15 protein-coding genes are annotated in these 14757 nt (G+C 41.9%); 12 read left to right on the forward strand and 3 right to left on the reverse strand.

Features of this window, described 5'->3' with window-relative positions:
- Window positions 1–114: 114 nt before the first annotated feature.
- From DWV68_RS12200 to DWV68_RS14335, 10 genes are all read left to right on the forward strand, one after another.
- The gene (locus DWV68_RS12200; protein WP_022243446.1) at window positions 115–330 is read left to right on the forward strand and encodes an alpha/beta-type small acid-soluble spore protein; all 216 of its coding nucleotides are present in this window, start codon (window positions 115–117) and stop codon (window positions 328–330) included.
- 255 nt (window positions 331–585) lie between these two features.
- Window positions 586–1929, forward strand: a complete 1344-nt coding sequence (tig, locus tag DWV68_RS12205) for a trigger factor (protein ID WP_117841693.1) — start codon at window positions 586–588, stop codon at window positions 1927–1929.
- A gap of 115 nt (window positions 1930–2044) precedes the next feature.
- Entirely contained in the window at window positions 2045–2626 is a 582-nt protein-coding gene (clpP, locus tag DWV68_RS12210; RefSeq protein ID WP_022243444.1) for an ATP-dependent Clp endopeptidase proteolytic subunit ClpP, read from the forward strand.
- Between the two features lie 129 nt (window positions 2627–2755).
- Window positions 2756–4009: an ATP-dependent Clp protease ATP-binding subunit ClpX gene (gene clpX / locus DWV68_RS12215; protein WP_022243443.1), complete on the forward strand. Its 1254-nt coding sequence runs from the start codon at window positions 2756–2758 to the stop codon at window positions 4007–4009.
- Window positions 4010–4025: 16 nt separating this feature from the next.
- Complete coding sequence (gene lon, locus DWV68_RS12220; RefSeq protein WP_118665933.1) at window positions 4026–6353, forward strand: endopeptidase La; 2328 nt, start codon at window positions 4026–4028, stop codon at window positions 6351–6353.
- 14 nt (window positions 6354–6367) lie between these two features.
- Entirely contained in the window at window positions 6368–6961 is a 594-nt protein-coding gene (gene yihA / locus DWV68_RS12225) for a ribosome biogenesis GTP-binding protein YihA/YsxC (protein WP_022243441.1), read from the forward strand.
- On the forward strand, window positions 6951–7955 hold the full coding sequence (locus DWV68_RS12230; protein WP_118665935.1) for a metal ABC transporter substrate-binding protein: 1005 nt from the start codon (window positions 6951–6953) through the stop codon (window positions 7953–7955). Before yihA ends, DWV68_RS12230 begins: the two co-directional genes overlap by 11 nt.
- The gene (locus DWV68_RS12235; protein WP_022243439.1) at window positions 7952–8698 is read left to right on the forward strand and encodes a metal ABC transporter ATP-binding protein; all 747 of its coding nucleotides are present in this window, start codon (window positions 7952–7954) and stop codon (window positions 8696–8698) included. The genes DWV68_RS12230 and DWV68_RS12235 overlap by 4 nt, the downstream gene beginning before the upstream one ends.
- A complete protein-coding gene (locus DWV68_RS12240; RefSeq protein ID WP_022243438.1) occupies window positions 8695–9510 on the forward strand; it encodes a metal ABC transporter permease in 816 nt (271 codons plus the stop codon). Before DWV68_RS12235 ends, DWV68_RS12240 begins: the two co-directional genes overlap by 4 nt.
- On the forward strand, window positions 9503–9934 hold the full coding sequence (locus DWV68_RS14335; RefSeq protein ID WP_117698541.1) for a hypothetical protein: 432 nt from the start codon (window positions 9503–9505) through the stop codon (window positions 9932–9934). The genes DWV68_RS12240 and DWV68_RS14335 overlap by 8 nt, the downstream gene beginning before the upstream one ends.
- Here DWV68_RS14335 and DWV68_RS12245 read toward each other — a convergent pair.
- Window positions 9840–11159, reverse strand: coding sequence for a DNA polymerase Y family protein (locus DWV68_RS12245; protein ID WP_118087780.1), 1320 nt, complete (start codon window positions 11157–11159; stop codon window positions 9840–9842). The genes DWV68_RS14335 and DWV68_RS12245 overlap by 95 nt on opposite strands.
- A 165-nt stretch (window positions 11160–11324) precedes the next feature.
- Here DWV68_RS12245 and DWV68_RS12250 point away from each other — a divergent pair, with 165 nt between their 5' ends.
- Together DWV68_RS12250 and DWV68_RS12255 are read left to right on the forward strand one after the other, a co-directional pair.
- Window positions 11325–12083: an adaptor protein MecA gene (locus DWV68_RS12250; protein WP_118057272.1), complete on the forward strand. Its 759-nt coding sequence runs from the start codon at window positions 11325–11327 to the stop codon at window positions 12081–12083.
- 18 nt (window positions 12084–12101) lie between these two features.
- Window positions 12102–12485, forward strand: a complete 384-nt coding sequence (locus DWV68_RS12255) for a hypothetical protein (RefSeq protein WP_117947574.1) — start codon at window positions 12102–12104, stop codon at window positions 12483–12485.
- A 94-nt stretch (window positions 12486–12579) separates the two neighbouring features.
- On the opposite strand, the gene proC is transcribed toward DWV68_RS12255, so the two are convergent.
- Both proC and DWV68_RS12265 read right to left on the reverse strand, forming a co-directional pair.
- Window positions 12580–13398 carry a pyrroline-5-carboxylate reductase gene (gene proC, locus DWV68_RS12260; RefSeq protein WP_118665937.1) on the reverse strand — a complete coding sequence of 273 codons (819 nt, stop codon included), beginning with the start codon at window positions 13396–13398 and terminating at the stop codon, window positions 12580–12582.
- An 81-nt stretch (window positions 13399–13479) separates the two neighbouring features.
- The gene (locus DWV68_RS12265) at window positions 13480–14274 is read right to left on the reverse strand and encodes an enoyl-CoA hydratase-related protein (protein ID WP_022243431.1); all 795 of its coding nucleotides are present in this window, start codon (window positions 14272–14274) and stop codon (window positions 13480–13482) included.
- Window positions 14275–14757 lie beyond the last annotated feature (483 nt).

Below are 14757 nucleotides of genomic sequence, written 5' to 3' on the forward strand. Positions count from 1 at the left end.
AACTTACCAACATAATTTATTCTCTGGAAGCCATACTAAAAACAGGATAAGCAACCAACAAAAGCTTATCTGAAAATAGATAACAAAGAGAAGAAACTATGGAGGTAGAAACAAATGAGTGGAACAAACAGTTCTAATTCAAGTAACCAGATGGCAGTGCCACAGGCAAAAGAGGCAATGCACCGTTTTAAACAGGAGGTTGCATCTGAAATCGGAGTACCTTTAAAAGAGGGCTACAACGGTGACCTGACATCCAGACAGGCTGGCTCTATCGGTGGAGAAATGGTTAAGAAAATGATCATGAGACAGGAAGAGCAGATGTCTAAATAAGAAGAAAGACAAAAAGCCTTCGGGAAAAGCGCGAAAGTGCATTTCCCGGGGGCTTTTTACATGACTGTCACCAATTGAAATCGGGTTAAAATCTTGTACAGAAAAAAAAGCTAGTAATTTTACAAACGGTGTGTTATAATCTCTAAATGACTGTTAGTAGCTCTAAGTATGCCTATTTTTAGGGAGCAGTCGTAAGATAAGAAAATATTTGTACATGTATATTTTATATATAGTTATAAGGAGGAAGAAACAAGAATGAGTGTACAGGTTGAAAATTTAGAGAAAAATATGGTAAAGCTTACAATTGAAGTGGCAGAAGATAAAGTGGCAGAGGCTTTGAAAGCTGCATACAATAAGCAGAAAAACAAAATCAGCATCCCTGGATTCCGTAAAGGAAAAGTTCCAATGGCTATGGTAGAGAAAATGTATGGTCCGGAAATCTTCTATGAAGATGCTGCAAATATCATGATGCAGGAAGCTTATCCGGCAGCTATCGATGAGAGCGGTGTAGATATCGTTTCCCAGCCAACGGTTGATGTGGTTCAGTTAGAAAAAGGAAAACCATTCATCTTCACAGCAGAAGTTGCAAAGAGACCAGAAGTTAAACTTGGCAAATATAATGGTGTAACTGTAACAAAGATCGATACATCCGTATCTGATGAAGAAGTTGCAGAAGCATTAGAGAGAGAAAGAAATAACAATGCAAGAACTGTAACTGTAACAGACAGACCTGTTGCAGAAGGTGATACAGCAGTTATCGACTACGAAGGATTCGTAGACGGTGTCGCATTTGAAGGTGGAAAAGGAGAGAATCATCCATTAGAGATCGGTTCCCATTCCTTCATCGATACATTCGAAGATCAGTTAGTAGGAAAGAACACTGGCGATGAGGTAGAAGTAAACGTTACATTCCCGAAGGAATATCATGCAGAAGATTTAGCTGGAAAACCAGCAGTATTCAAAGTTAAGATTAACGAGATTAAGACAAAAGAACTTCCAGAGTTAAACGATGAGTTCGCATCTGATGTTTCTGAGTTCGAAACCTTAGAAGAGTACAAAGAGAGCGTGAAGAAGAACTTAGAAGAGACCAAAGAGAACAATGCAAAACGTACCAAAGAGGACGAAGCAATCAAGAAGATTATCGAGAAATCTGAGATGGAAATTCCAGATGCAATGATTGAATCACAGGTACAGAATATGATTCAGGAATTTGCCCAGAGACTTGCACAGCAGGGATTAAGCTTTGACCAGTATATGCAGTTCTCCGGAATGACTATGGACAAGATGAAAGAACAGGTTCGTCCGGAAGCATTAACAAGAATCCAGAGCAGCTTAGTATTAGAACAGATTGCAAAAGAAGAAAACTTCGAGATTACAGAAGATGATGTAAATGCTGAAATCGAGAAGATGGCAAAAGCATACGGAATGGAAGCTGATAAGCTCAAAGAGTATGTTGGCGATGACGAGAAAGAATCCATGAAACGTGATATTGCAATTGAAAAAGCAGTTCAGTTCATCATGGACAATGTAAAAGAAAGAGCAAAAGCTAAGACTAAAAAAGAAAAAGAAGCAGAAGCAGCAGCTAACGCAGAAGCATAAGAGAAGCACGTAAAGAGACAGACTGACTTGGAATCAGGTCGGTCTGTTTTACGCAAACCACTTGAACCAGAGATAAAGTTGCAGCAGAATGTATGGTAGAAATGGAGGTTATCATATGAGTTTAGTACCTTATGTCATTGAACAGACCAGCAGAGGAGAGCGTAGTTACGACATATACTCCAGATTATTAAAGGATAGAATTATTTTCCTTGGTGAAGAGGTAAATGAGACCACAGCCAGTCTGGTAGTGGCACAGCTTTTATTCTTAGAGTCCGAAGATCCGGGAAAAGACATTCAGTTATACATCAATTCTCCGGGTGGAATTGTAACAGGCGGATTGGCAATTTATGATACCATGCAGTATATCAAATGTGATGTATCTACAATTTGTATCGGACTTGCAGCCAGCATGGGTGCATTCCTGTTGTCTGGTGGAACAAAAGGAAAGAGATTTGCATTACCAAATGCAGAGATTATGATACATCAGCCTTCCGGTGGAGCAAAAGGACAGGCAACTGAGATTCAGATTGCAGCAGAGAATATCTTAAAGACCAAGAAACGTTTGAACGAGATTTTAGCTGCAAATACCGGAAAGCCATATGATGTAATTGCCGCAGATACAGAGCGTGACTATTATATGTCCGCAGAAGAGGCAAAGGAGTATGGCCTGATTGACGGTGTAATTACAGCAAGATAAGAGAAATAAGAAAGAGGCTGTCTCTGGGCGGATTATCCGAAGCACATATGCGGAATTCGACTACGGGCAGCCTTTACCTTTTTTACGAAGGATTTAGAAAAGATAGATGGAAATAATCGAGGTGGAAAGATGGCAGGAAGAAATAGTGAGGACAAAATCAGATGTTCCTTTTGCGGAAAATCACAGGATCAGGTACGCAAGCTGATTGCAGGACCAAACGGTGCATATATCTGTGATGAATGCGTGGACATCTGTGCAGAAATCATAGAGGAGGAATTCGAAGATGAGGAGATTTCCGGAAAAGGAAAGGAAGATTTAGAAGAAATCAACCTGATTAAACCGGAAGAGATGAAGAAATTTTTAGATGAATATGTAATCGGTCAGGACGAAGCAAAAAAAGTCCTTTCTGTAGCCGTATATAATCACTATAAGAGAATTACTTCTGATGTAGATATGAATGATGTGGAATTGCAGAAGAGTAACATTCTGATGTTAGGACCGACCGGTTCCGGTAAGACCCTTCTGGCACAGACACTGGCAAGAGTCTTAAATGTACCGTTTGCCATTGCAGATGCCACCACATTAACAGAAGCAGGATATGTTGGTGAAGACGTAGAGAATATCCTTCTGAAACTGATTCAGGCAGCAGATTACAATATCGAGCGCGCCCAGTGCGGAATCATTTACATCGATGAGATTGATAAGATTACGAAGAAATCTGAAAATGTATCTATTACCAGGGATGTGTCCGGTGAAGGTGTACAGCAGGCATTATTAAAAATCTTAGAGGGAACTGTGGCTTCCGTTCCACCACAGGGTGGAAGAAAGCATCCACAGCAGGAATTAATCCAGATTGATACTACGAATATTTTATTTATCTGTGGTGGAGCATTTGATGGATTAGAGAAGATTATCGAGCAGCGTATGGATCAGAAATCCATCGGCTTTAACGCAGATATTGCAGACCGTACCGAGCGTAATCTGAGCGAAGTCTTAAAGCAGGTACTGCCGGGAGATTTTATTAAATTCGGTCTGATTCCGGAGTTTATCGGACGTGTTCCGGTAAATGTATCCTTAGAACAGCTGGATAAGGAAGCGTTAATCCGTATCTTAAAGGAGCCGAAGAATTCCCTGATTAAGCAGTATAAGAAGCTATTTGAAATTGACGGTGTAGAGCTGGAATTTGAAGATGATGCAGTAGAAGCAATTGCAGAGAAATCTTTAGCCCGTAAGACCGGTGCCCGTGGACTTCGTGCAATTATGGAAGATACCATGATGGATTTAATGTATCAGATTCCTTCCGATGAGAGCATTGTAAAATGCACCATTACAAAAGAAACGGTAGAAGACAAGAAAGCGGAGATAGAATATCATAACGCATAAATAAGAGGAGAAAAAGATGAGCAGGACAGTAATTCATTTACCGGCAGTTGCACTTCGTGGAATGACCATTCTGCCGGGAATGGTGGCTCATTTTGATATTAGCAGGGAACGTTCCATTCATGCCATAGAAGAGGCGATGGTTGGAGACCAGAAAATATTCCTGATTACACAGCAGGATGCTTCCGTAGAGGAGCCGGTCAGAGATGATTTATATCAGATTGGTGTTATTGCTGAAGTAAAGCAGGTAATAAAGATGCCAAATGAAATCGTGCGTGTTTTGGTAGAAGGATTGGAAAGAGGCGAGTTAGCCTCTTTTCTGTCACAGGAGAAGTATCTGATGGCAGAAGTCATCCTTTTTGATGAAAAAACGGCAGAAGAGGAAGAACTGATGCCGGAAGCGAGGGAAGCAATGCTTCGCTGCATCAGGGAAACCGTACTGAAATATCAAAAAGCCAATGGACATATGAGCAAAGAATTCTTGCGTCAGGTAGAAGAACAGCAGGACGTTGGAACTTTGATGCAGCAGGTTGCGTACAATCTGCCGCTTTACTACACCCAGAAACAGAAAATCTTAGAGGCAGTAGATCTCACTTCCCAGTATGAGACTTTAATGGAAATTCTGCTGAATGAGATCGAAGTGATTTCCTTAAAGAATGAATTTCAGGCGAAGGTGAAAGAACGCGTGGATAAGAATCAGAAGGAATATCTTTTGCGGGAACAGATGAAACTGATTCGGGAAGAACTAGGTGAGGATAATACACAGTCAGATGCGGAACACTTTTTAGAGGAAGTAAAGAAACTGAAGGCAGATAAGACGGTTAAAGAGAGAATTAGAAAAGAGATTGAGCGTTTTAAGAATATTGCATCCAGTTCTTCGGAAAGTGCAGTCAGCAGAGGCTATATTGAGACATTGCTGGAACTGCCATGGAATAAGGCGTCTAAGGATAATAAAGATTTAGCTAATGCAGAGAAAATTTTAGACGAAGACCACTACGGATTGGAAAAAGTAAAAGAGCGTATGCTGGAATTCTTGGCAGTCCGGAATCTGACTCATAAAGGAGAAAGTCCAATTATCTGTCTGGTGGGACCTCCTGGAACCGGCAAGACAAGCATTGCCCGTTCTGTGGCAAAAGCATTGAATAAAAAGTATGTCAGAATCTGTCTAGGAGGTGTCCGTGATGAGGCAGAGATTCGTGGACACAGAAAGACCTATGTGGGGGCAATGCCGGGCAGAATTATCAATGGTTTAAAGAGTGCCGGAGTAAAGAACCCGCTGATGCTTTTAGATGAGATTGATAAAGTTAGCAGTGATTATAAGGGAGATACATCTTCTGCACTGCTGGAAGTATTGGATAATGAGCAGAACAGCCATTTCAGGGACCACTATGTGGAGCTTCCGGTAGATTTGTCTGAGGTATTGTTTATTGCGACAGCCAATTCCGTACAGACAATACCAAGACCTCTGTTAGACCGTATGGAGCTGATTGAGGTAAGCAGTTATACGGAAAATGAAAAGGCTCACATTGCAAAAGAACATCTTATAGCAAAGCAGATTGAGAAAAATGGCTTAAAGGAATCAGAGCTTACATTCCAGAATGGTGCAATTGAGCAGCTGATTCGCAGCTATACAAGAGAAGCCGGTGTGCGTAACTTAGAACGCAAAATCGGTGAAATTTGCAGAAAAGCAGCAAGAGAGATTTACGAGGGCAAGAAAAAGAAAGTTACTATAAGCACAAAGAACTTAGAACATTATCTTGGCAAAGAGAAATATACCTTTGATAAGAAGAATGAGAAGGACGAGGTTGGTATTGTCCGGGGACTGGCATGGACCAGTGTCGGTGGTGATACATTAGAAATTGAAGTAAATGTAATGCCGGGAAAAGGTGAATTTAAACTGACAGGACAGCTTGGCGATGTCATGAAAGAGTCTGCACAGGCTGGAATCAGTTATATCCGTTCTGTCAGTGAGCAGTATCAGATACCGGACGATTTCTTTACCAAACATGATATACATATCCACATTCCGGAAGGAGCCGTACCAAAGGATGGACCGTCCGCCGGTGTTACCATGGCAACCGCAATGCTTTCTGCCATTACCGGGAAAAAGGTGCGTGCTGATGTTGCCATGACAGGAGAGATTACCCTCCGCGGCAGAGTGCTTCCGATTGGTGGATTAAAAGAGAAAACATTAGCAGCGAAAAATGCCGGTATCCGGACAGTCTGTGTGCCGGGAAAAAATGAAAAAGATATCGAGGAACTCTCAGCAGAGATTAAAAAGGATTTAGAAATTGTCTATGCAGATACCATCGAAGATATCTTAAAGGTTGCTTTTGTAAAAGAGTAGTAAAGGAGCAGAAAATGGTTATAAAAGAAGTAAACTTGGAAACGGTGTGTGGTGTTACCAGTAAGCTTCCGGAGAATACATTGCCGGAGGTGGCATTTGCAGGAAAATCCAATGTTGGAAAGTCGTCATTAATTAATGCACTGATGAACCGGAAATCCCTTGCAAGAACCTCTGCACAGCCGGGAAAGACACAGACCATTAATTTCTATAATATCAATGATGCCATGTATCTGGTGGATTTGCCGGGGTATGGTTATGCGAAAGTAGCAGAGAGTGAGAAAGCAAAATGGGGTAAAATGATTGAAAATTATCTGCATACCTCAAAGCAGCTGCGCCGGGTATTCTTATTAATTGATATCAGGCATGACCCGTCTGCCAATGATAAACTGATGTATGACTGGATTATCCATCAGGGCTTTGATCCGGTTATTGTGGCAACCAAGCTGGACAAGCTGAAGAGAAGCCAGGTGCCAAAATGTATCAAGGCAGTAAAAGAAGGTCTGAAAGTAAAACCTGGGACGGTAATTGTTCCGTTTTCTGCAGTAACCAAGCAGGGCAGGGAAGAAATCTGGCAGATTATGGATGAGGCTGTTGGCTATGAAGAATAAATATGTATTTGTAACGGTTCTTCTGCTGGTACTTTTATTGACTGGTGCAGGACTGACACAATTATATGTAAAAGAAGAGACAAAACAGCAGGATAGTGAATTTACGGTAGTAACATCCTTTTATCCGATGTATATTGCAGCAATGAATGTTATCGGAGACACTCCGGGTGTGGATTTGCAGAATCTCAGTGAGCCGCAGACCGGCTGCCTTCACGATTACCAGCTGACTCCGGCAGACATGAAGCTCCTTTCCGGTGCAGATGTGTTTATTGTAAATGGTGGCGGAATCGAATCTTTTTTATCGGATGTGGCAGCAGATTATAAGAATCTTTCCATTGTAAATGCCTGCGAGGGACTTAATCTTTTGTCCGAAGAGGATGAAGGAGAGGAACATGCTCACGGAGATGCCCATGAAGATGCTGCAGAGGAGCATATCCACGGAGATACCGAGGATACTCATGAAGATGGGCACAATCACGGAGATGTGAATGCCCATGCATGGATGAGCATTGCGTTATATAAACAGCAGGTGGAAAATATTTTAGAAGGTCTTTGCAGGATAGATCCGAAGCATCAGGATGCCTATGAAAGCAATGCAAAGGAGTATCTGGCAAAGCTTGAGGATTTAGAGAGAGAGCAGCAGTCCTTAAAGGAAGAATTATCAGGAAAGCATATTGTTATTTTCCATGAAGCCTATGCCTATGTGGCAGAGGACTACGATATGGAGATTTCCTATACCATGGATTTGGATGAGGAGCGTCAGGTCAGTGCCGGTGAAGTGGCAGATGTGATGGGAGCCATTGAAAAGAATGATATATCAGTGGTGCTGGCAGAAGAACTCTATGGCAAAGATATGGGAGATACGGTAGAACGGGAGACCGATGCGAAAGTATGTTATCTTGATACCTTAACCCGCGGGGAGTATGAAAAGGACAGCTATCTTGATGCAATGAGACAGAATATGGAACTGCTGAAGGAGGCTTTTACAGAATGAGAAAAATAGTAAAACCATGTGGACTGCATTGTATCCGGATTAACCATCTGGGTGTTACCATTGGAGAACAGCAGATATTGTCAGATGTGAATCTGCATATTCATTGTGGAACACTGACAGTATTGATTGGCCGGAACGGAGCAGGAAAATCAACTCTGATCCGGGCTATTTTAAATGACATTCCACACACGGGAAGCATTGAATTTAAGGACAGGGAAAATGGTCATATCCAGAAGCTTAAGATTGGTTATGTACCACAGAATCTAAATATCGAGAAATCCACTCCGGTCAGCGTCTATGATATGATTGCAAGCTATCAGTCCAACCGGCCGGTATTTTTATATAAGAGCAAAAAACTATATCAGGAAATCAAAGAAAGCTTAAAAATGTTTGAAGCCGAGCATTTGATTGACAAGCAGGTATGTAATCTATCCGGTGGGGAATTACAGCGTGTACTTCTTTCCATGGCAGTGATGGATGAACCGAATCTGCTGCTTTTGGATGAGCCGGTGTCTGGTATTGACCAGAATGGGATGGAGTTATTTTACCGGAATATCGAATATCTGAAGGAAAATTTTGACCTGGCAGTTTTACTGATTTCCCATGACCTTGATTATGTAAGAAAATATGCAGACCATGTGGTTCTCATAGATGGCAAAGTGCTGACCCAGGGAACACCGAAGGAAGTCTATGACAGTGATGCTTTTAAACAGGTATTTACAGATATGGAGGTGCGGGGATGATAGAATTTTTTACCGCGTGGTGGTCTTATGGATTTATGCGGAATGCATTTATCGCAATCCTGATTATCACACCATTGTTTGGAATCCTTGGAACCATGATTGTAAATAACAAAATGGCATTTTTCTCAGATGCATTAGGTCATTCTGCATTGACGGGAATTGCTCTTGGCGTTGTGATGGGAGTTGCAGATACGACCTTATCCATGATTATTTTTGCAGTAATTTTTGCATTATTACTAAACTATATCAGCAGTAAAGCATCGGCATCCAGAGATACGATTATCTCCGTTTTTTCTTCAGCATGTATTGCTGTGGGACTGGCCATCTTATCGAAAGGTGGCAATTTCAGCAAATATTCCAGTCTTTTGGTAGGTGATGTTTTAAGCATCTCTAAAAAGGAAATTATTTATCTGATTCTGATTTTTGCGGCAACACTGATTTTCTGGGGCGTGGCATTTAATAAGTTAAATGCAGTAAGCCTGCACCGGGCACTGGCAAAGAGCCGGGGAATCCGGGTGAAGCTGATAGAAAATATTTTTGCAATTTTTATTGCATTAATTGTAATGCTTTCCATTAAATGGATTGGAATTTTGATCATCAATGCACTGCTGATTCTTCCGGCAGCAGCAAGCCGGAATATTTCGGTCAACATGCGGGAATATCATTTATTTTCCGTTATCTTTTCCCTGTTTTCGGGATTACTCGGATTGATGATTTCCTATTTTACCAATGTTGCAACAGGTCCGATGATTGTGATTGTAGCAGCCATCATTTATTTTGCAACTTATGTATACGGAAGGAGAAATGCATGATGAGAACCACGAAAAAAGGAAGAAAAGGCGCACTTTTACTTACCTTTCTTCTGGCAGGAAGTTTACTGCAATCCGCTATGAGAATGAAAGTAAGAGTTACATTATAGATAAAGGGGCATTTCAGATGCCTTATGGTGAGGATACGACGGTGCAGGCACAGCTTGACGACTGGATTGCACAAGAGGATGGAAGTTATCTTGTAACGGCCTCCCTCTTAACCTATAGTGATGCAGAGGGAAGCAGTAACAGAACCTTCCAGTTTATATTAAACGATAATGGATATAAGGATGAACTTCCGGATCCATTATTCTACTATACCATCTCAAACGTCAGTCCGATGGATGATTCTTTTTCGGATCTGACTCAGGAGACGGAAGAAAACTCCCCCGGACAAGAGCCTTCGACCCAAAACGTTTCCGAATAGAATCAATGGCTGCATCCAGTTGCTTTTGCTTATTGGCAGAAGGCATCTGGGTGCAGCTTTTTTTATTGCCATCTGGGAGCGGACTGCCGGAAGCTGTACTTTCTGTGGAAATCATGGCAGATGCTGATGAATCGGCTGCATAATCAAAAATAGAAAGCTGCACCGGTGCATCTTCAGGAAGCAGACGGCTGGTACGGATGCCAAGGAGCCGGACAGGTTCCTTATTCCAGAGCTGCTGGAAAAGGGAAACGGCAGTTTTATAAAGGGCATCTGTAGTATTTGTGGCTGAGAGGAGACTGCACTGGTGGGAAGTATTGGTAAAATCATGGTAGCGGATTTCTACCGTGATACTCTGGGCTAACATTTTTTCTTTCCGAAGGCGCATGGATACAGATTCGGAAAGAGAGAGCAGAACCTTTTTTGCATCTGCTAAGGTGCGGGCGTCCTCCTTTAAAGTGGTGGAATTGCCAATCCCCTTGGCTTCCCGCTTGGTAGAATGCACATGGTCATCTCCGATTCCATTGGCATATTCCCACATCAGTGTGCCGTGGCTTTTGAATTCCTGCCGGAGGTAATCCGGGTCAGTGGCTGCAAGTTCTCCGATGGTACGGATGCCAAGTGCTTTCAACCGGGCAGCACTGGAATGCCCTACCATGTAGAGATCATCCACCGGAAGCGGCCACATTTTTTTTGCAATTTCATCCGGAAAAAGAGTGTGAATCCGATCCGGCTTGGTAAAATCACTTGCCATCTTCGCCAGAAGCTTATTTGGAGCAATTCCAATATTAACGGTAAAACCAAATCGTGATTTAATATTTGCAGAAATGATTTTGGCTGCTGCAAGAGGAGATTCATACTGGTGGGCAATGGGCGTAAAGTCAAGAAAACATTCATCTATGGAAAGCTGCTCGATATCATCGGTGTAGGTATGTAGCAGTTCCATAAGTGCATGGCTTTTTCTCTGGTACATGGCATGATCCGGCGGAACCAGCATAAGGGTAGGACATTTGCGTAAAGCATTGGCAACCGGTTCGCCGGTGACAATCTTATAGGCTTTGGCAGGCACAGACTTGGCAAGAACCACACCGTGTCTTGTAGCAGAGTCACCGCCAATAATTGCCGGTATAGCGCGGATATCTAAAGTTTCACCATGCTCTAGGCGGTCAACAGCACTCCAGCTTAAAAAAGCAGAATTGACATCAATATGAAAGATAATCCGGTGCATAATGCTCCTCCTTTACCGTATTATGGAATTGCCGGCTGTTTACGGGCTTAATACCTTGGATACCTATATTATAAAAGCTTTCCGGTTGAAAAGAAAGGGCTTTTAGTGTATAGTAAGGTTACAAATAAGGGAAAACGCAGCGAGAATAATGGCAGGTGATTGTTTATGAGATTTAAAAGAATCGATGTGGATACGGTGCGCTGTATTATTTCAGAAGAAGAATTAATGGAAAATGGGCTGGAAGTAGATGATTTTCTGCAGAATGACGGAAGAACAGAATCGTTTCTGCGTAAGATTATTTCCATGGCAGAAGAAGAGGTCGGATATAAAGTACAGGGTGGAAATATTACCATTCAGGTTGCAGTACTGCCGGAGCATACGCTGGCACTTACTTTTTCGGAGAAGCCGGAGCTTGGCATCAGCAATATGTTGGAAAATCTGAAGTCTGCAGTAGAAAGTCTGGTTAAGAATGCTCCTGATATTGAAAAGCTGAAACAGACGTCAAAAGAGCTGGCAAATCAGAATCATACGGATGAAGGCATTGCAGAAATACAGCCGGAGCAGTCAGATTCCAAGGCAGAAGAAAGCACAGATAAGAAACAGTCTACCGGTGGCTTTACACTAAAAGACCGGAATTTTTATCAGCTTTGCTTTGCAAGCATGGAACGTGCAATTTGTTATGCCAAGGGCGTCCGTCTGGAACTGCCGATGAAGAGCAGTCTTTATTATCTGACCAGAGAGGATGCTTATTATCTTTTGCTTGAGAAGGGAGAACTTAGTGATAAACAGCTTTGTCGTCTTTTAAGTGCTTCTTTGGAATTTGCAGATGATATTTATGCGCATGGACCGACCCGGGCATATATTATGGAGCATGGAAAATGCATTTTGCCGGAGCAGGCGTTAGAACATTTACAGGAAATTTAGACAGACAGAGGAATTGGAATGGAAGAATATAAAGATAAAGCATCTTTTGAAGAATTTTTTAAGCAGAACTATGTCCCACTGGATTATAAATCCATTCGGAATGAGATGCGGGAGGCAGCCGGAGATGGATGGAGCCTTTTTACCGATGAATACAAATTCCGTGGAAAGCTAGATAAGAAAGATTTTATTGTGCATATGACAGGCGATGCCTACTGCACTTTTGAAGAGATTGTGGAAAATGCAATTGATGAGTTGAACAGCGGAATCCTTGACATTGTGATGGAAATCGGCAATGAGATGGAATTTGACAACGATACAGCAGAAATTTATTTTGATACCATTGAAAAGCAGTTGAAGGAAATGTTAGATGCCCTTTATGATGATGTGCTTAAAGATTTATAAAAGCAGGTAAAATAAACAGTAAAGATAGAAAAGACCCCGGAAGAACGATTGTATGTAAATTAGTCCTTCCGGGGTTTCTTATATGCCTTTAATATCAATCGGAGAGTTTGCTCATGGCACGGGATTTTTCAGAGCAGGCATTCTGGGCAGCAATTACGGTGCTGCGGAAGGAGCCTTCCTCTAATTTTGCCACAGCAGCAATGGTAGTTCCGGCCGGGGAGCAGACTGCATCCTTTAATTCGCCCGGATGTTTACCGGTCTCTAATACCATTTTAGCTGCACCAAGAACGGACTGGGCAGCAAATTTATAAGCCTGGGAACGCGGCATTCCGTCATTAACGGCTGCGTCAGCCATTGCTTCAATAAACATATAGACATAAGCCGGTGAGGAACCACTGACTCCGACTACGGCATCCATAAGACTTTCCGGTACAATTTCTGCTTTACCAAAGCTTTCAAAGAGAGAGACAACCATTTTGGTTTCTTCTTCTGTGATATGCTCATTTGGGGTAATGGCAGACATGGCTTCCTGAACCATAGCCGGTGTATTTGGCATGGTACGAACCAGTTTAATATCTTTGCTGAATAAAGATTCAATCCGTGAAATGGTCTGTCCGGCAGCAATGGCAACTATGATTTTGTCATCGGTAACACTGTCTTTGATTTCTTTGATGACTGTTTCATAAAGATATGGTTTTACAGCAAGAAAAATGATATCGGATTCTACAGCAACAGTCTCATTGTCTAAGGTGGTGCGGATACCATACTGCTCAGAAAGTGTATCCAGTGTGACCTGGGTTTTCGCACTGGCAATCAGGTGGCTGGCAGGAACCAGACCGGAAGAGATAATTCCGCCAATCATGGCACGACCCATATTACCGCTTCCGATAAAACCAATTTTTTTATCTAACATGATGCATTCTCCTTTTATGAAAGGGGATATCCCAGATGATACTGGAATATCCCCTTTGATATTGTCTAAGTATAAGTTCAATTAGAAATCTGTTAAGTCAGCAGCTCTTCTCTCTAAGAAAGCACTCATGCCTTCTTTTTTATCATGGGTAGAGCAGGTTACGCCAAACAGGTTAGCTTCCATTTCAACAGCATTCTTGATATCCATATCATATCCGTTGTTGATAGCAGCTTTTGCGATAGATACTGCATAGCTTCCTTTAGAGATAATTTTCTCTGCCATAGCTTTTGCGGTTGGCATTAATTCTTCTTTTGCAACAACTTTGTTTACAAGTCCGATGCGGTATGCTTCGTTTGCATCGATGTTATCGCAGGTGAAGATCATTTCTTTTGCACGTCCCATGCCAACAAGACGGGCAAGTCTCTGTGTACCACCGAATCCTGGGATGATTCCAAGACCACACTCAGGCTGTCCGAATACTGCGTTGTCAGAAGCAATACGGATATCACATGCCATAGAAATTTCGCATCCGCCACCTAAAGCGAATCCATTAACAGCAGCAATAGTTACCTGTCTCATATTCATTAATTTAAAGAATGGAACAGAAGCTTTCATACCGAATGCTCTTGCTTCAGCAGCAGAGAAGTTAACCATCTCAGCGATGTCAGCACCAGCAACGAAAGATTTGAATTCGTTACCTTTCTTATCAGCACCACCGGTTAAGATAACGACTTTGATATCGTCTCTTCCTTCAATTTCGGTAAGAACAGTGTTCAGTTCATCCAATGTTTCGGAATTCAATGCGTTTAATGCTGCAGGTCTGGTAATAGTAAGAACTGCAATTTCGTTTTCAACTGTTAAAGTTAAGTTGTTCATGAAATAGGACCCTCCTGATTGATAAATTATTAACAATGTTTCAATACTTATAATGGTATAACTTTTGGGAGGATTTGTCAATAAAAACTGGTATTTTACAGGGATTGTGCTACAATAGGAAAAGACTTGTCATGTGATTACGCAATGGTTTTTGTGAGGAAGCGGATTTTTGGAATTTTAAGCAGCTTTTCTATAGTCTTTTTAGAAATCAGAATGCCACAATTCTACAAAAGCGCTTTTTTCTCTTGGGATAATGCCTGTTTTTCCAATGTTTGACAGTATGCCTTCTAGGGTTCGCCTGAATACGGATATCATTTAGGTGCCTTGCTAGCAGCTCTTGGCATTTCTTTTGTCAACTGGCAATCCTGGCACATGGATGTGCCAGGAAGGCGCATTGGAGCACGGATGTGACTATGCGCCGGTTGCCGGAAAAACAGCTTTATAAGCAGAAATGCCTAGAGCTGCTTAAAGGTGCCTTAGATA

Source organism: Roseburia sp. AF12-17LB, assembly GCF_003479605.1.
Classification (GTDB): Bacteria; Bacillota; Clostridia; order Lachnospirales; family Lachnospiraceae; genus Roseburia_C; species Roseburia_C amylophila.